Source organism: Flavobacterium sp. KH_035, from assembly GCF_057839565.1.
This window is the reverse complement of sequence record NZ_CM174492.1, coordinates 3666168-3684360: the sequence shown is the minus strand read 5'-3', so window position 1 is coordinate 3684360 and position 18193 is coordinate 3666168. Positions and strand designations below refer to the sequence as shown.

Below are 18193 nucleotides of genomic sequence, written 5' to 3'. Positions count from 1 at the left end.
CTCAAGGATAGCGCTATCCTTAAGGATAGTAACAGTATAAATATGAAAACAAAAAATGAACTAACTAAAGAAATGTGCTCTGGAGCAGAGGAATGCCTGGCTGCATTATTACCGGTAAGAGATGCTCTGGAAGTTTTAAGCGGCAGATGGAAATTGCCTATTTTGATCGCATTATCGAACAGGCCTAAACGATTCAAAGAAATTTCTAAAGATATCAACGGAATTACAGATAAAATGCTTTCGAAAGAGCTTAAAGATCTTGAGATTAACCAACTGGTTACCAGAACGGTTTATGACACGTTTCCACCCACAGTTGAATATGCAAGAACAGAACACAGCCATACTTTATATAATGTTATTGGAGCCTTACATGAATGGGGATCCTTACACAGAAACAAAATCATTGGACATCCGGATAAGGATACAAAAGCAATTGAAAATTCGGGGTTACAATTGAAATAGAAATAAAAGAATTAAAACTGTAACATTAGCAAAAAAAAAGTCTCTATAGTATAAAAAGCCGTTAACAAATTAACCCAAACATTTTTATATGAGAACCTTAAAACTTGTTACCTTACTTATTTTCAGTCTTTTTTCGTTTTCGAAAATAAACGCGCAGTCCATTCAAAATGACAGTATAAAACTGGATTATACCAAAATCTATTCTCTTGCTTTGGATGGAAATCCAAAATTGGCCTTGCCTCTACTGGACGCTGATCCAACCAAAAAAATAGCGGAAAAGGACTTGAAATTCAAAACCAACTTTGAAAACCGCTTTAAGTTTGAAGAGGACAAAAGTGATTTTCTGGAAACCAGAAAATCAAAAATAGATCAACTGTTAAAAATTTACAGAGATTACTGGCGCTTCTCTTTCTTGAACAAGGAAAAGAAAACAGATTCACTGATCATAAAAAACGTTTCCAATTTTCTTAAAACGAATTTTCCTGCTGCCAAAAACTTACCGCTTAATGAAGACAGCATCAATGTGTACCAAAAAAAGTACATCGCCAGTTTAGGCTATCATACCACAGGATTTGGAAAAACCGGAGGTTTGTACGATCTATTGGTTTGGAAAACAGAGAAAGACACCATTTATAAAGTCAGTTATGACGGAAAAGAAACGCCAATCAAAATCTTTTTTATGGATGATTTCATAACGCTGGGCTGGAGCGAATACGCCACTTTGGGACGTTACTATCCTGCAGGCTGGGCAACTAAAGAGGCTTTGTTTTGTGTAAAAAAGGCTTATGATTTAAAATCGGAAAATTTCAGAGTGAGCTACATTGGTCACGAAGGCAGACACTTTGCCGATTATAAGTTGTTTCCGAAATTAAAAGGTGTTGGTTCTGCCGATCTGGAATACAGAGGAAAACTAACCGAGTTGTCTCTTTACTCCGAAGAAGGACTAATGAAACGAATACAGTTTTTTATCAATACCGGAAACTATGATAGTGATAACGGCCATTCCATAGCGGCCTATTGTGTCGTAAGAGATTTATCCAGAGTTTTTTTTAAGAACGACTTCGAAAAAGATATCAATAAATGGAAAGCAATTCCGGCCGGTAAAATAAATGAAGCTGCAGCTAAACTTCTGGCTGAAAATACAAAGGCCTTGGAGAAAATTCCAAATGTCGAAAAATTCATCAAATAAGACTTAGCTGAAAAAACTTGTGTTTTTCTAAATCGTAATTTTAGATCTGCATTCTACTATTTCTAATCTCGCAAATGCGCAAAATCGCAAAGTTTTTTTTAATAAAAAATCAAAAAAAAGCTGCAACCTGAGTGATGGCGAACTGAGAAAGCAAATCTGCAAAATCTGCGTGAAAAACATTTAATACATAGAAGCATAGATTTTAAGTGCAATAAAGAGAGTCGAAAAGAAATACATTTCTTTCACATAGCGGTATGCGGTTTATTTTGAGTGAAATGCCTTTTACAAGCATTTTGAGCTATGTTTCTATGTGTTAAAAAATAATTACAGTTAATGTGGATCAATCTAATAGCTCTAATTTATCTATTAATTCTTATTTTGAATTACAATAAACAGTTCAAATAATAGCGTTTTCTTTACAAAAAACCATTTTTTTATAGTAAATTAGGCCTTCTAAAAATTTAAGTCACTTATAGAATTGGTATATAAATTCATTTTAAACTAAAATAAAAATGATTGACTCAAAAATACCCGAAGGCCCACTAGCTGATAAGTGGAATAATTACAAAGCAAAAGCGAAGCTCGTAAATCCTGCCAACAGAAAAAAACTAAACGTTATCGTGGTCGGAACCGGTCTTGCGGGTGCTTCCTGCGCAGCATCTCTGGCTGAACAAGGTTATAATATCCAGTCGTTTTGTTTTCAGGATTCTGCCAGACGTGCCCATTCTGTTGCAGCACAAGGAGGTGTTAATGCTGCCAAAAACTACAAAAACGATGGCGACAGTACCTTCAGAATGTTTTATGATACCATCAAAGGCGGTGATTTCAGATCCCGTGAAGCCAATGTATACCGTTTGGCCGAATGCTCTGCACATTTAATAGATCATGCCGTAGCACAAGGCGTTCCTTTTGCCAGAGAATATGCAGGTTACCTAAACAACCGCTCTTTTGGTGGCGTTCAGGTTTCAAGAACCTTTTATGCACGCGGACAAACTGGACAGCAGCTTTTACTAGGCGCTTATCAGGGATTATTACGTCAGGTTTCCTTAGGAAAAGTAACGATGCATACCCGTCATGAGATGCTGGAATTAGTTGTTATTGATGGAAAAGCAAAAGGCATTATTGCCCGAAATCTGGAAACAGGAGCTTTGGAGCGTCATGTTGCCGATGCTGTTGTACTGGCTTCCGGAGGCTACGGAAAAGTATATTATCTTTCTACACTGGCGATGGGCTGTAATAGTTCGGCCATTTGGAGAGCTCATAAAAAAGGTGCTTATATGGCGGGAGTAAGCTGGATCCAGTTTCACCCGACTTCCCTTCCACAGCACGGAGCCAATCAGTCCAAACTCACCTTAATGTCGGAATCTTTGCGGAACGACGGAAGAATCTGGGTTCCAAAAAAGGCCGAAGACGAGCGAAATGCCAATACAATTCCCGAAGAAGAACGAGATTATTATCTGGAACGCCGTTATCCTTCTTTTGGAAATCTCGCACCACGTGATATTTCGTCACGGGCTGCAAAAGAGCGAATTGATGCCGGACATGGTGTAGGTCCCATGAAAAACGCCATTTATCTGGACTTCTCAGATGCTATAAAAGCACAGGGAAAAGATAAAATTGAAGCAAAATACAGCAATCTTTTTGCCATGTATGAAAAAATCACCGGAATCAATGCTTACAAAGAACCCATGCTTATCTCCCCAGCTGCACACTTTACGATGGGCGGACTTTGGGTAGATTATGAACTAATGACCAGTATTCCCGGATTATTTGCTTTGGGAGAAGCCAATTTTGCCGATCATGGTGCAAACAGACTGGGAGCTAATTCCTTGCTTCAGGCTTGTGTAGATGGTTATTTTATAGCTCCTTATACCATTCCTAATTTTTTGGCAGGAGAATTAAATGCACCCAAAGCAACGATCAACCATCCTGCTTTTGACGAAGCCGAAAAAGTCGTTCGGGCACAGCTGGATCGTTTTTTAAACAGTAAAGGCACACTTTCTACCGATCACTTTCATAAAAAAATTGGAAGGTTACTTTATGAAAAATGCGGCCTCTCAAGAAGCAAAGAAAAGCTCGAAGAGGCACTTGAGGATATCAAAGCCTTAAAAGCTTCTTTTGAAAAGGATTTACTGATTACCGGAGATGACACTTTAAACAGTGAACTCGAAAAAGCCGGCCGAATTGCCGATTACATTGAGTTGGCCGAATTAATGTGTTACGATGCTTTACAAAGAGAAGAATCCTGTGGTGCCCACTTTCGGGAAGAATTTCAAACTGCCGATGGTGAAGCAGTTCGAAATGATACCGATTTCTGTTATGTCTCGGCCTGGGAATGGAAAGGTCCAGCGAAACAGCCCGAATTGCATAAGGAACCTCTTGTATTTGAGTCGGTTGAACTTGCTGTAAGAAGTTATAAATAATCAAAAGTTAAAGCAATATGAAACTATATCTTAAAATATGGCGACAGTCTGATACTTCTTCTAAAGGAAAAATGGTAGATTATGAAATCGATGAAGTTTCAGAACATATGTCATTTCTGGAAATGCTTGATCTTTTAAATGAGTCTTTAATTCAGAAAAAAGAACGTGTTATTGAGTTTGATCATGATTGCCGCGAAGGAATTTGCGGGCAATGTGGCGTTATGATTGACGGAAGAGCACACGGCCCCTTAAAAAACACCACTACCTGTCAGCTTCATATGAGAAGTTTTAAAGACGGAGATACCATTTATATCGAACCTTTTCGAGCAAAAGCTTTTCCTGTACTGAGAGATTTAAAAATCGACCGCTCGGCTTTTGATGCCATTATTGAATCTGGTGGTTTTATAGGAGTTTCCACCGGTCAGGCGCCTGAAGCCAACACGATTCCGATATCTTACGAAACTGCCGAAGCGTCTTTTGATGCCGCAGCCTGCATTGGTTGCGGTGCCTGCGTAGCAACTTGTAAAAATGCCAGCGCGGCCTTGTTTACAGGTGCCAAAATCACACATCTGGCCCTATTACCACAAGGACAAGTCGAGGCTTCAAAAAGAGTTTTGACCATGGTTAACCAAATGGATGCCGAAGGTTTTGGAAACTGCTCAGATACCAGAGCCTGTGAAATCGAATGTCCACAAGGTATTTCGATTCTCTCCATCGCAAAAATGAATGCGGAATATACCAAAGCTTTAATTTTTAAAAAATAGAACAACGAATGGATTAAACACATAGAAACATGGAATTTCAAACTCAGGAATACCATTTCATAAGTTTACAAACTATGCCGAGGAAATGTATTTCTTTTTCGAAGCCTTTTTGCCCCTACAATGTCTGTGTTTCTATGTGTTATTAAAAAATAAAACCGACAAGTTTTAAAAACCTGTCGAATTTGCTATAAAGTATCATACCGCAAAATAAGGCGTTAAAATGTCTTCAAAATTATACAGCCCTTTGGGTTTGCTTTCTAAATTTTCGGCAACAAAAACAACTCCGTTTCCAAATGCTTCCCTCGAAATTGATTCATGAATTAAACGTACCGTTTGATAAGGAAACCCAAATATAACTTCATGTTTACCAACTATTCCTCCTGCCCTGACCGAATTGATATTGCCTTTATCGATATCCAAGGCTTCTGCAATTTTTACCGCGGTTCCCGAAGTTCCTACTTTCTTTTTAAAATGCTCTTCATTCACTTCAATATCAACCCAAGGAGCAATCTTCTTTAAAAATTTAGCAGCAAAAAGCAGATAATTCACACCAAGCGTAATGTTTGGCGACCAAAATACCGTCGTTTTATGTGCCAGTTTCTTTAATAATTGCAATTCCTTTTCTTTGTAATGAGAAATTGCCGAGATAATCTTGACCTTTCGCTTTGCGGCAATTTCACCATAAGTATAAATACCTTCACTGGAAGAAAAATCAATAATTACATCAACCGGATGCTTGTCCAGTAATTCTTCCATTGTCGTTTTAGAACGCGAGTAAATTAACCCCGGTTCTTTTGAAGGAATGCCAAGAAATTCTGAAACTGATCTGTGTTCTAAAACAGTGCTTTGTCTTAAAACCCACTCCAGACAAAATTTATTGTTTTCCAGCAGTACAGAAGCTACTGATTTTCCTGTCTTTCCGAATCCTATTAATCCTATTTTCATAATTTACTTTTTTAGTGAGCAGATCGCCCGTTTATAAAATTGACACTTTTTTGAAGTTCATGTCAAATCAAAAATTCAATTATTATCTAAGTTGATAATTATCCTCTTCTAGTAAAAATAGAGATTATATTATGAGATTACTAGTACAAACTCACATAACTAACAATAAATAAACACGTTAACAGGAATACTACTGTGAAAATATTTTTATGAAAGTGCAAAAATGCTTTTTGAACGATTCTTTGAAAAAGATTACTTTAGCCGTATTTTTAAGCATAATTAGACTTAAAAAGAAATTGCAGAATTTGTTTTCCAATAAAATAATTGTCGATCCTGGTGCATTTTTAAATAAGATATCTATATTTGCAACAACGTTGCGTTAGTTTAAAAGCTATAAAGTCCGCTAGAAACAGGGCTTTCTCCATCAAGAATGAAAAAGAAAATTGTGTTAATTAATCTTTTTATGTCTGTTACCGTATTGTTTGCAATGCTGTTTCAGACGCTACATTCTTACGAGCATGTTTACAAGCAGCTTACCAGCAAACATTGCGACCATATTTATATTGAGGGACAAAAGCAAATTACGCACAGCCATACTGCTGATGCCAATTGCCAGATTTGTCATTTTGCATTTAGTACTTTTATTCCGGACACATTTCAGTCTTACTCCTTTCTTAAAGTAAGTATTGAAACTTTTTGTGCGTTCTTTTATCTGAAAAATGCTCCTGTCTTTTTCAAAGGCAGTCTTTTTGCTCTTAGGGCACCACCTTCAATTCGTTAGTTTACTGCGTTTTTATCCAAAAAACTAAGAATATCACTTGCTTGTCTTTTTAAAAGTCAGGCAAAACGCATTTGTAGTTTTATCTGCTGCCTTTTTCAAAAAAATGGTGACCAATAAAACCCGAAAGGCTATTCTCACTTATCCAATACAACTGTTTTTTTGGATTTCAATCGTCGTAAACACCATTCCCCTTACTTCCTTCATTGCAAAGATGCCTTAGCTGTAAACCAGTAGGTTGGACTTTGGCTATGATTGGCAGTAAAGACTCCTGTTAAAAATCATCCAAATACATAATAACTATGCTTATAGCTGAAAATCTGACAAAGAAATATGGCGATCATATTGCTTTAAACAAACTGAATTTAACAATTAACGAAGGCGAAATCTTTGCTTTACTGGGACAAAACGGTGCCGGAAAAACAACCACCATCAATTTGTTTCTAGGTTTTATCGCTCCAACAGACGGAGAACTGAAAATCAACGATATCTCGGTTATCGAAAATGCGCAGGAAACAAAAAAGTATGTCGCTTATATTCCGGAAACAGTGATGTTGTACCCAAATCTTACCGGTTTAGAAAATTTAAAGTTCTTTTCGTCTCTGGCGGGATTCAAATATTCAGAAGGAGAACTCACCTATTTCCTTTCAAAGGCAGGACTGCAGCTTAAAGCGCACTATCAAAACTTAGGCGGTTATTCGAAAGGAATGCGTCAAAAAGTTGGAATCGCAATCGCAATCGCCAAGAAAGCCAAGGTTCTCTTATTGGACGAACCTACCAGTGGTTTAGATCCTAAAGCTTCCAACGAGTTTTCTCAAATATTAAAAGAGCTTTCTGCAGACGGAACGGCCATACTGATGGCTACGCACGACATTTTCAGAGCTAGAGAAGTTGCCTCTCATATTGGCATTATGAGACAGGGAAATCTTGTTACCGTTATCGAAGCCGATAAAATATCGGCAAATGAACTGGAAGATTTGTATTTACAAACTGTATAAAAGGAAATTACATTTTTCCAAACCAATCCAAAAAAATGAAACATTTTATTCTCTCACTGTTTTTAATAATTATTAGTCAGTTTGCACAATCGCAAACCGTTAATAAAAAAGCATCCGATACCATATCTAACAAAACCGAACGCACCGAACTGCAAACCGTTGAAATCATAGGCCGTTCAACCAAAAAATATAACAGTGATTATTCTTTTGCAGCAACAAAAACGGCCGCCCTCAACAAAGATATTCCACAATCTATAGCAACGATCACCAAAGAGCTAATTGCAGATAAAGGCGCCATTTACCTGGCCGATGCTGTTAAAATGGCTAGTGGTGTTATTCCGGCAAGTTATTACAATCAATATACGATTCGTGGAATAAGTCAAAATGAAGAAGGCCAGATCATAAACGGCATGCGAACGCATCAACATTACTTTTTACAACCTTTAACGACCAATATTGAGCGAGTTGAAGTAATTAAAGGACCTTCCAGTGCCACATTCTCTTCAGTCGATCCAGGTGGAAGCATCAATATGGTTACTAAAAAACCACTGGCTATTGACCGAAAAGAGATAAGTCTGAGTGCAGGAAGCTTTAGCACATTGCGTGGAACTTTGGATTTTACCGGTCCATTGAACGAATCAAAAACCCTTTTGTACCGCGTAAACGGTGCGTATCAGGAAGCCAAATCGTTTCGGGATCTGGTTCGTAACAAATCATTTTTGATTTCGCCTTCCTTCAGCTACATTCCGAATGAAAAAACAGCCATCAATACCGAATTGATTTTAAGCAATATGACGGGAGTTCTGGATCGCGGACAGCCTATTTTTGGCGCCGTTGCGGGAGTTACCAGTCTAAATAAAACTCCGATTAGCTTAAATTTAGGTGCTCCTAGTGATTTCTATAAATCAAAAGAAATGATTTTGACTACCAATTTCGTTCATAAGTTCAACTCTAAAATAGGTTTTAATGCATCGTACATGAAACAAACCTGGACAGAAGATCTTCAGGAACACAGAACTACAAATGCTTTTGCAGTCGACATGAACAATAAACCTGTCAGTAGTCTGGCCATGATGCAATTTGTGCAGCGTCAACAATATTGGGACGTTGATAACCTGAGTGCTTATTTCAACTTTGATTTAAATACAGGAAAAGTCAAACATAAATTATTGGCTGGTTACGATTTAAACAGCTGGAACAAAACCAAAGGTGGCGGACAAAATGCTGCCAGAGGTTATTTATTGAAAGACGGAACGGTAGCCAGTTCATTTGTTGCTGCCAATGCTGCCAATTATCAAACCATAACAGTTGACGGGGTGGTTTTACCAAAACCAAATGTAAATTATTTTAATCTGAACAATCCCAATTATACCCTAACAAGTCCTGACGATTATACACTCAATGTTCGTACTGCTTTGCCATCTGCATTAACCAGTACCAACGCAATTTATATTCAGGATCAGATACAATGGGAAAGATTTACCGTTTTACTGGGTTTGCGTCAAGAATGGTTTAAAGACATCACAAACTACAAATCAAACAATGAACTGACTGTGAAAAAGTCGGCCTTACTGCCGCGTATTGGAGTGACTTATGCCGTAAACAATCAAATAAACGTTTACACAACTTATCTTGAAGGTTACCAGCCACAATCGAATACGGTGTCTTTAATGCCTCAAACAGGAAGTTTACCAGCCGGAAGTTTGTTTAATCCGCTAAAAAGTAACTTGAAAGAGATTGGATTAAAAGCTGCTTTTTTCAACAATTCCGTAAGTTTCAATGCTGCTCTTTATGAAATCAACCAGCGTAATATTCTAATGAATGCCAACGATCCTGTAAATCCCGATTTGCTGGTGACCAGAGGTGCTGAGAGAAGTCGTGGTTTTGAATGTGATGTAGCAGGTTTTATTACAGCAGACTGGCAAATAAACGCTTCCTATAGTTATATCGATGCCGAAATTACCAATGATCGTGATCCCTTATTAATTGGAGCCCGAAAACAAAATACGCCAAAAAACAGCGCCAATTTATGGACACGCTACAATTTCAATTCTGATTCGGCTCTAAAAGATTTGGGCATTGGTTTCGGAATGCAATATCAAAGCAGCAAAGTGCCTTGGTTTACAAGAGCTTTTACACTGCCTGACTTTACTGCTTTTGATGCAGCTTTGTACTACAAACCAAACAAAAGTAATATGCAGATTGCCCTGAATGCAGGTAATTTATTCAATAAAACGTACTGGTTGGGTGCTCAGAATTATCTAAGACTATTTCCCGGAGCACCGCGAAACTTTACTCTTACCGTAACTTACAAATTTTAAACTGTATCATGTCATTACACATCGAAATTTTAATTGCCAGACATCTTAAAAATGCTGTTTTTAAAAATACGGCCGTCTATATCATCACGCTCTTTATTGGTATCATACTGCTTTATGCTGCTTTTTCAGGTTGGGAAAATTACAACAACCAGAACCAAACGAGCGAAAAATACCAGCATGAATCACGCGAAGACTGGCTTAACAATCCGGATAAAAACCCGCACCGAATGGCACATTACGGAAATTTTGCCTTTCGAAAAAGTACTCCTTTGAGTGTTTTTGAATTTGGAATGGAACCCTTCTTCGGGAATGCTATATTTCTTGAAGCGCACAAACAAAATAGTGCCAATTTTTCTGAAGCGGGATTCTCCAACAGTATGCTTCGTTTTGGAGAGATTAGCATTGCCATGGTTTTACAGATCTTACTTCCTCTGTTGATTTTTTTCCTAGGATTTAATGCGGTCGCAGCCGAAAGAGAAAATGGAACTCTAAAACTACTTTTAAGCCAAGGAATTAGCTGGAAACAGCTCTTAACCGGAAAGATAGCAGGAATTGTAAATGTAATCCTGTTGCTTTTTATTCCTACCATACTGGTTCTTGTATTTCTATGGTTGCTGCTTCAGGATTTTACAATTTCAACAGATGAAACCATCAAAATGCTGCTGTTTATTCTGTTTCATTTTATCTACCTGATTTTCTTTTGCGTGATTGCTGTGCTGATTTCTGCGGCAAGCAAAACCTCCAAAAAAGCCTTGATTTCCTTAATCGGAATCTGGCTAGTTCTTACCATTATTTTACCCCGAACTACTCAGGCAATCGGAGCATATCTTTACGAAGCACCCTCGAAAATACAATTCAACAGTGCTATCGAAAAGGACATCCTGAAACAAGGTGACAGCCATAATCCTAACGATTTGCATTACAAGGCCATCAAAGATTCCTTGTTAAGCGTTTACAAAGTCGATTCGGTACAGAAACTGCCGTTTAATTATTCGGGATTTATCATGACCGAAGGAGAGAAAATCAGTTCGAAGATTTACAACCAACACTTAGAAGAGCTGCTAAAAGTTTACGACCAGCAAAATAGCTTCTCCAAAGCCGTTTCTTTCCTGAATCCGTACATCGCGATCCGAAACCTGTCAATGGGTTTATCCAATACCGATTATGGTTCGTATGTCGATTTTCAGAAACAAGCCGAGAATTATCGCTATACCATGGCGCAAAAAATGAATGCTTTGCAGGTTAAATACATCAGCAATAAAAAGCCGGGACCAAACGACAAACCTTTATCCATCAGCAAAGAATACTGGGCTGATCTGGAAGAATTTCATTATGAGCCAAAAGAAGTCCCGGCTATTTTAAAATCCGAAATACTCTCTGTAGTTTCTATTTTTCTTTGGATTATCCTACTTTTTGTTCTTATACGAATTGCAGCTAAAAACCTTAAAGCCCTCTAATATGCTAGCATTACTTTTTAAAAATTTCATACGATCAAAAGGTACCAAAATTGGATTGGTTTTCCTGCTCCTCATCGGATTCATCAGTCTTTTAATTGGAAAGCAATTTCAACAAAAGCAGCAGAATAATATTGCAGAAGCTGCATTATATCAAAAAGAACATATTGCGCGAAATGCCGCTTTTCATAAAGACGAAATGGGACTACTGCTCTATTACATCAAGTTTTCGCTAATCAATAAAACATTGCCTGTTAACAGTCTGGCGATTGGTCAGCGCGATGTAAATCCATCGATTCAAAGCGTCACGATTCGAGGTTTGGAAGGTCAGAAATACGACTCGGAGCTAAATAATCCGAACAATTTGTTATCCGGAAATATCGATTTTAGTTTTGTACTGATTTACCTTTTTCCACTTTTAATTATTGCGTTCTCTTACAACCTGGTTTCGGAAGAAAAAGAAAGCGGAACCTGGAAAATTGTGTCTACACAAAGTGAAAATACATTTTTATACATCCTGAAGCTGTTTTACATCCGAATTTTAAATCTTATGGCATTATTGACTTTTTTAATTCTTTTAGCAGTTTTAATCTTAGGGATTCCATTTGATGCCTCGCTTCTCACCTTTTACATACTGGGTGTTTTATACCTCTTGTTTTGGTTTGCAGCCTGCTTTTTTATCGTTTCCCTGCAAAAAAACTCCAACTTCAATGCGGTTATTTTACTCACGATCTGGCTGTTTCTCATTATCGTTCTGCCAGCAGTAATCAATACGTATATCGTGAATAAATATCCGATTCCCGAAGCTTTGGAGTTAACGGTAAAGCAACGCAATGCCTATCATGAAAAATGGGATATGGATAAGAAAATTACAATGGACAAATTCTATCAGCATTATCCGCAATTCAAACGTTATCCTTTGCCAAATACAGAATTCAACTGGCTTTGGTATTATGCCATGCAGCAGGCGGGTGACGACGATTCGGCACAACAGTCTCAAGAATTGCAATCTAAATTAGAGCAGCGCAACAAATCGAGTCAGTTTATCGCACAGTTCCTTCCTACTTTACATGCACAGCTTCAACTGAATGAAATTGCAAAGTCCGATTTAGGAAACCAACTTTTATTTTTGAAGGAAACCAAACATTTTCATGAAAAAATGAGGTTGTATTTTTATCCAAAAATATTTGATAATGCTCCTGTAATTAAAGAAAACTGGTCGAAATTTAAGGTAGAAACTTTTACAGATCCCTCTAAAACTAATTACGTGAGCGCTTTTTTACCTTTACTGTTTTTCAATCTGTTACTAATCGGTTTGGGCTGGATGAATTTCAAAAACAACAGAAAAAAAACCTTTTAAAGGGGATTGTCTCAACTTAAAATAAGTTGGAGAAGATTATTTTAACACATAGAAACATAGTTCTAAATACGAAAAAAGGCGTTTCACTTCAAATAAAACGCATAACTATGCGAAAGAAATGTATTTCTCTTTTGTATCCTCTTTTAGTCATATAAATCTATGTTTCTATGTGTTTCATAATTTTAGTCTTCCAACATAGGAACCAATACTTCAATTTACCCTATTTAAAAATTCTAAAATATTTTTTCAATTTCAAAATTAATATCGTAATATTGCAATATTATATTTAAAATCACATGGGAGCTTCTAAAACGGAACATTTTACCGACAAACAAAATCAGATTGCTACTATCGCCAAAGCACTGGGACATCCGGCGAGAATTGCTATTATTGAATATTTGCTTAAAGTAAACGAATGTATTTGCGGAGATATTGTAAACGAATTGCCACTTGCGCAGCCCACCGTTTCACAACACCTGAAAGAACTAAAAAATGCAGGACTTATCAAGGGAAACATTGAAGGAAATGCAATCTGTTACTGTATCAACGAAGAAACTTTTGATATTCTAAATACCTATTTTTCCGCTATTATTGCGGTTACAAAAAATCAAAAATGCTGTTAAAGGCTTTTTTTAGCTCACTATATCGCAATATTGCATTATAACTATAAAACAAAAAAGATGAAACTATCAGACATTAAAAACGTTTTGCCTACTCTTGAAAATGTAGAATTTCAACTGGAAAATGGAACTTTTGTTCCGGAGCATTTTCACGTTACCGAAGTAGGAATGATTACTAAGAATTTTATTGATTGTGGCGGTGTAATTCGTCAGGAAAAAAGCGTAAACTTTCAACTTTGGAATGCAGATGATTATGAACATCGCTTGAAACCCGGCAAACTATTGCACATCATTAACCTTTCAGAAGAGCAACTAAATATCGAAGACCTGAACGTCGAAGTCGAATATCAAAACGAAACTATTGGCCGATATGATTTAGAGTTTAATGGAAATCATTTTGTATTGAAAAACAAGGTTACAGCTTGTCTCGCACAGGATGCATGCGGAATTCCATCACCATCCGGCTTTATCGAATTAAACAAAGACAAAGCAAATTCCTGTTCTCCAAATTCAGGTTGCTGCTAAGCCATGAGCACTTTCTTCTTTAAATACAAAAAACCAATTATAATCACTACAGCTGTTATTGTGCTGCAACTGATTTATGGCTTTGAGCCTAAATTTTGCATTATCAATATCATTTGGTTACTCGTTTAAAACTATGACAAAAAATATTCTCGTGCTTTGCACAGGAAATAGCTGCCGAAGTCAAATTGCCGAAGGCTATTTGCGCCATTTTCTGGGCAACAAAGCTCATGTTTACAGTGCCGGTATTGAAACTCACGGCGTAAATCCCAAAGCCATCACTACTATGAAAGAAGACGGCATTGATATTGCAAAACACACCTCTAATCATATTGACGAATATCAAAACATTGTTTTTGATGTTGTACTTACAGTTTGTGATAATGCCAAAGAGCAATGTCCTTTCTTTCCTTCTAACGCGTTAAAATTGCACCACAATTTTCCGGATCCCGCAAAAGCAACAGGAACAGATGAAGGAATAATGCAGGAGTTTCGTACCGTAAGACAAATGATCAAAGAATATTGCAGTTCGTTTGCAAAAACTATTAACACAGACTATTAAATACGGATCTATGTTTTTATATGTTTCAAAATTTTAGCGCTCCAATCATCGGAACCTATATCTTAACACATAGAAACATAGTTCTAAATACTGAAAAAGTCGTTTCACCTCAAATAAAACGCATTACTATGCGAAAGAAATGAATTTCTCTTTTGCCCTCTATTTTTAGAATATAAATCTATGTTTCTATGTGTTAAAAAAAAATACCACTACCCTACTTCTCATCATAATTTGTTATTCCTTTATTGAAGTATAAAATGATATTACTATCATAATGCAGTAATCCTTTTTTAAATTTGTTTGAAACGAAAAGAAGCTTTATTTCTTTGTAAAAGACGATCATCATGAAATTACAACACCTTCAGATTCAAACAAACGATATTCACAAAACAGCAGCATTCTATCAAAATGTTCTCCATCTCCCAATCCTGAAAAAAGATTCCAACTCGATTAGCATTCAGGCGGGTGAATCGGTCTTAAAGTTTATCGAAAATCCGCAATTTGATTCTATCTATCATTTTGCTTTTAATATACCCAAAAACAAACTACAAGAGGCAATTGAATGGACCACAAACAAACTGGACCTAATTGTTATCGAAGACGCGAATGTAATCGCCAATTTTGAGAACTGGAATGCCAACGCTGTTTATTTTTATGACAACAATGGCAATATATTGGAATTCATTGCCCGATATGATCTCGACAATGCCCAAGCGGAATCCTTTAGTTCTAAATCGATACTAAACATTAGTGAAATTGGAATCGTCAACGAAAAACCTCTAGATTTAGCAAAACAGTTAATAGCCCAACACGGTTTGGAACTATTCGGTAAAAATGACAATGACGAGCTTTTTGCTGCCGTTGGAAATGATGAAGGCCTGCTAATTATGGTACGTCCGGGTCGAAATTGGTATCCTACGAAAACGCCTTCTACAAGCAATTCAACCGAAGTTCGCATAGAAAATAACGGAGCTCAGATTGAATTGAAGTTTTCCTAAAGATTTATCCGCTCCTCTTCTATTTTTTTTAATTTTATACAAAACTCAAAATCTAAAAAATGCCATTTGTACGAATCAGTTTGCCTAAGAAACTTTCATTAGAAACCAAAAACAATATTTCAGAAGCGATTCATCAATCTTTAATAGCAGAATTTCATATTCCAAGTGCTGATTATTTTCATGTAATTGAAGAATTAGAACAGCATCAGATAAAATATCCCGAAAGTTATCTTGGTGTTTCACATTCTGAAGAAATTGTATATGTTCAGATCACCGCAGGGCAAGGTCGGACAGTAGAACAAAAAAAGAAATTATATCACCTAATTGCTACAAGAATTGCCGCAACAACAGAGATTCTAATTAATAACGTTATTATTGTTTTATTAGAAAATAACGGTCTGGAAAACTGGTCCTTTGGTAACGGAGAAATTCAGAAGCCAACACATTTAAAAAAATAAATTTTTATAGCACAGTCTTTATAACTCTCTGGTTATTCCGGATGAGAATAAAGCATAAAAACAAAACCGTTTCAGGTTAAGTTCTGAAACGGTTTCTTTATATTAAAATTTCATCTTCTGAATCCTCACGGCATTCAATATTGCCAGTAAAGCTACTCCAACATCAGCAAAAACGGCTTCCCACATCGTTGCCAGTCCACCGGCCCCCAGAATAAGAACAATAGCTTTAACCACAAAAGCCAAAGTGATATTCTGCCAGACAATTTTCTTGGTTTGTTTCCCAATGTTTATTGCCATCGGAATTTTGCTTGGTTTATCGTCCTGAATGACAACATCAGCGGTTTCGATCGTGGCATCACTTCCTAAACCTCCCATCGCAATCCCAACTGTACTTAAAGCAATTACCGGAGCATCATTTACACCATCGCCTACAAAAGCTACGGTTTCATTTTTGGCTTTAATTTCGTTTAGTTTACTGACTTTATCTTCGGGCAATAAATCGCCAAAAGCATTTGTAATTCCCAGAGTTTTCGCAACAAACTGTACGACATTGGTTTTGTCACCACTTAGCATGGTCACTTTAACACCTAACTCTTTTAACTTCGTTACCGCTTCTTGTGCATCTGCTTTAATTTCATCGGCAATCGTTAAATAACCCGCAAACTTTTTGTCGTAAGCTATGGCAATAGTCGTATAAACAACGGCATTGGGATCAACATCGTAATTGATGTTGAATTTATCCATCAATTTGAAATTCCCTACATGTAGTTCCTTTCCGTTTATTTCTGCTTTTAACCCGTGTCCCGAAATCTCTTCTACATTTTTCAATACTATTGAAGCGTCAATCTGCCCCACATGATTGTGGATCGCGGTAGCGACAGGATGCGTACTCTGACTTTCCAGTACGTTTACGAGTTTTAAAATTTCGTCTTTATCAAAACCTCCCTGAATAATCACTTCCTGAACTTTAAAGACACCCTCGGTCATGGTACCTGTTTTGTCCATCACAACGTTCTGAATGGTTGAAATACTATCTAAAAAGTTACTTCCTTTAAACAGGATTCCGTTTTTACTGGCTGCTCCGATTCCGCCAAAATATCCCAACGGAATACTGATCACTAAGGCACAAGGACATGAAATTACCAGAAAAACTAAGGCTCTGTACAACCACTCGCTAAACACATAGTTAGAGACAAAAAGCATGGGCAGCAAGCAAATGGCAATCGCCAGATAAACTACAATTGGCGTGTAAATTTTGGCAAATTTGCGAATAAACAATTCCGCAGGAGCTTTTTTAGTAACGGCATTTTGTACCATTTCTAAAATTTTAGACAGTTTACTGTCGTTATACGCTGCTGTAACTTTTACCAGCGCAATGGTACTTCCGTTAATCATTCCGGCTAAAACAGCTTCTCCTTTTACTTTTGTATCGGGTTTGCTTTCGCCCGTAAGCGCTGCGGTGTTAAAGGAAGCCGAATCTGAAAGCAATTCGCCGTCCAGCCCCAGTTTTTCACCCGCTTTCAGCTGAACTATCGCTCCAATAGCAACATCGGTAGCTTTGACTTTGGTAGAAATATTGTTTTCCAGCACATTCACCTCATCCGGGCGCTGATCCAACAGGCTCTTGATATTTGATTTGGCACGACTAACTGCTAATCCCTGAAAATTCTCTCCAATGGTATAAAACAGCATCACAGCAACGCCTTCAGGATATTCTCCGATGGCAAACGCTCCCAGGGTCGCAATACTCATCAGGAAAAACTCAGAAAAAACATCCCCTTTTCTAATGCTTTCGTAGGCTTCTTTTAAAACAGGAAACCCAACTGGTAAATAGGCGATAACATACCAGGCAATTCTAACATAACCTGAAAACCAATTTTGTTCAAAATAGTTATCAAATCCAATTCCGATCAGCAGTAAACTAAAGGAAATAATGGCCGGCAAAAACATTTTAAACAAACTACTGTCGTCATTATTACCGTGATCGTGTCCGTCATCATCAGAATGAACCGGTTCATCATGTGCACAGCTACAGGACGGTTGGTTTGTTTTTTTCTTTTTAATCTTTTCTTCTTTATGTAGATGTTCCATGAGAAATTTAAAGTTTTAGGTTTCAAAGTTTCAAGTTTAAACTTTGTTTCAATAATGTTCTAAATTTACGGATTTTGTCTTAATAGTTTTTAGGTACTACAAATTAATCTCGCAAAGGCGCAGAAAAGAGATCTAAGATTTTAGATTGAAGATTAACGATTGTTGTATTGGTCACTAGTAATATTATCTATCTCTAGATTTCATACATCTTAAATCAAAAATCGTTAATCAAATATCTTAAATCACTT

The 18193-nt window shown here is 37.0% G+C and carries 16 protein-coding genes; 14 read left to right on the top strand and 2 right to left on the bottom strand.

Annotated elements, in window-relative coordinates; genetic code table 11:
• Positions 1-42 precede the first annotated feature (42 nt).
• The 4 genes from AC3IS6_RS15175 to AC3IS6_RS15160 all read left to right on the top strand — a co-directional run bounded on the left by AC3IS6_RS15175 (position 43) and on the right by AC3IS6_RS15160 (position 4838).
• Positions 43-462: a winged helix-turn-helix transcriptional regulator gene (locus AC3IS6_RS15175; protein WP_489160550.1), complete on the top strand. Its 420-nt coding sequence runs from the start codon at positions 43-45 to the stop codon at positions 460-462.
• 88 nt (positions 463-550) lie between these two features.
• Positions 551-1651 (top strand): hypothetical protein, encoded by a 1101-nt coding sequence (locus AC3IS6_RS15170; protein WP_489160548.1) that lies wholly within the window; start codon positions 551-553, stop codon positions 1649-1651.
• A gap of 512 nt (positions 1652-2163) precedes the next feature.
• Positions 2164-4074 (top strand): fumarate reductase/succinate dehydrogenase flavoprotein subunit, encoded by a 1911-nt coding sequence (locus AC3IS6_RS15165; protein WP_489160546.1) that lies wholly within the window; start codon positions 2164-2166, stop codon positions 4072-4074.
• A 17-nt stretch (positions 4075-4091) separates the two neighbouring features.
• The gene (locus AC3IS6_RS15160; RefSeq protein WP_489160544.1) at positions 4092-4838 is read left to right on the top strand and encodes a succinate dehydrogenase/fumarate reductase iron-sulfur subunit; all 747 of its coding nucleotides are present in this window, start codon (positions 4092-4094) and stop codon (positions 4836-4838) included.
• A 195-nt stretch (positions 4839-5033) separates the two neighbouring features.
• On the opposite strand, the gene AC3IS6_RS15155 is transcribed toward AC3IS6_RS15160, so the two are convergent.
• Entirely contained in the window at positions 5034-5783 is a 750-nt protein-coding gene (locus AC3IS6_RS15155) for a 4-hydroxy-tetrahydrodipicolinate reductase (protein ID WP_489160543.1), read from the bottom strand.
• A gap of 430 nt (positions 5784-6213) precedes the next feature.
• Here AC3IS6_RS15155 and AC3IS6_RS15150 point away from each other — a divergent pair, with 430 nt between their 5' ends.
• The 10 genes from AC3IS6_RS15150 (at position 6214) to AC3IS6_RS15105 (ending at position 15854) form a co-directional block, all read left to right on the top strand.
• Entirely contained in the window at positions 6214-6564 is a 351-nt protein-coding gene (locus tag AC3IS6_RS15150; RefSeq protein WP_489160541.1) for a hypothetical protein, read from the top strand.
• A gap of 299 nt (positions 6565-6863) precedes the next feature.
• On the top strand, positions 6864-7559 hold the full coding sequence (locus AC3IS6_RS15145; protein WP_489160540.1) for an ABC transporter ATP-binding protein: 696 nt from the start codon (positions 6864-6866) through the stop codon (positions 7557-7559).
• 35 nt (positions 7560-7594) lie between these two features.
• On the top strand, positions 7595-9880 hold the full coding sequence (locus AC3IS6_RS15140; protein ID WP_489160538.1) for a TonB-dependent siderophore receptor: 2286 nt from the start codon (positions 7595-7597) through the stop codon (positions 9878-9880).
• 8 nt (positions 9881-9888) lie between these two features.
• A complete protein-coding gene (locus AC3IS6_RS15135) occupies positions 9889-11337 on the top strand; it encodes an ABC transporter permease (protein WP_489160536.1) in 1449 nt (482 codons plus the stop codon).
• Between the two features lies 1 nt (position 11338).
• Complete coding sequence (locus AC3IS6_RS15130; protein ID WP_489160534.1) at positions 11339-12694, top strand: DUF3526 domain-containing protein; 1356 nt, start codon at positions 11339-11341, stop codon at positions 12692-12694.
• Between the two features lie 296 nt (positions 12695-12990).
• The gene (locus tag AC3IS6_RS15125) at positions 12991-13317 is read left to right on the top strand and encodes an ArsR/SmtB family transcription factor (RefSeq protein ID WP_263360639.1); all 327 of its coding nucleotides are present in this window, start codon (positions 12991-12993) and stop codon (positions 13315-13317) included.
• A gap of 57 nt (positions 13318-13374) precedes the next feature.
• Complete coding sequence (locus AC3IS6_RS15120; RefSeq protein WP_489160532.1) at positions 13375-13839, top strand: DUF6428 family protein; 465 nt, start codon at positions 13375-13377, stop codon at positions 13837-13839.
• Positions 13840-13972: 133 nt separating this feature from the next.
• Positions 13973-14398, top strand: a complete 426-nt coding sequence (locus AC3IS6_RS15115) for an arsenate reductase ArsC (protein WP_489160530.1) — start codon at positions 13973-13975, stop codon at positions 14396-14398.
• A 344-nt stretch (positions 14399-14742) separates the two neighbouring features.
• Entirely contained in the window at positions 14743-15396 is a 654-nt protein-coding gene (locus AC3IS6_RS15110; protein WP_489160528.1) for a VOC family protein, read from the top strand.
• A gap of 59 nt (positions 15397-15455) precedes the next feature.
• Complete coding sequence (locus AC3IS6_RS15105; protein WP_489160527.1) at positions 15456-15854, top strand: tautomerase family protein; 399 nt, start codon at positions 15456-15458, stop codon at positions 15852-15854.
• Between the two features lie 102 nt (positions 15855-15956).
• Here the strand turns inward: AC3IS6_RS15105 and AC3IS6_RS15100 are convergent, their stop codons facing one another.
• Positions 15957-17945, bottom strand: coding sequence for a heavy metal translocating P-type ATPase (locus AC3IS6_RS15100; protein WP_489160525.1), 1989 nt, complete (start codon positions 17943-17945; stop codon positions 15957-15959).
• Between the last annotated feature and the right edge of the window lie 248 nt (positions 17946-18193).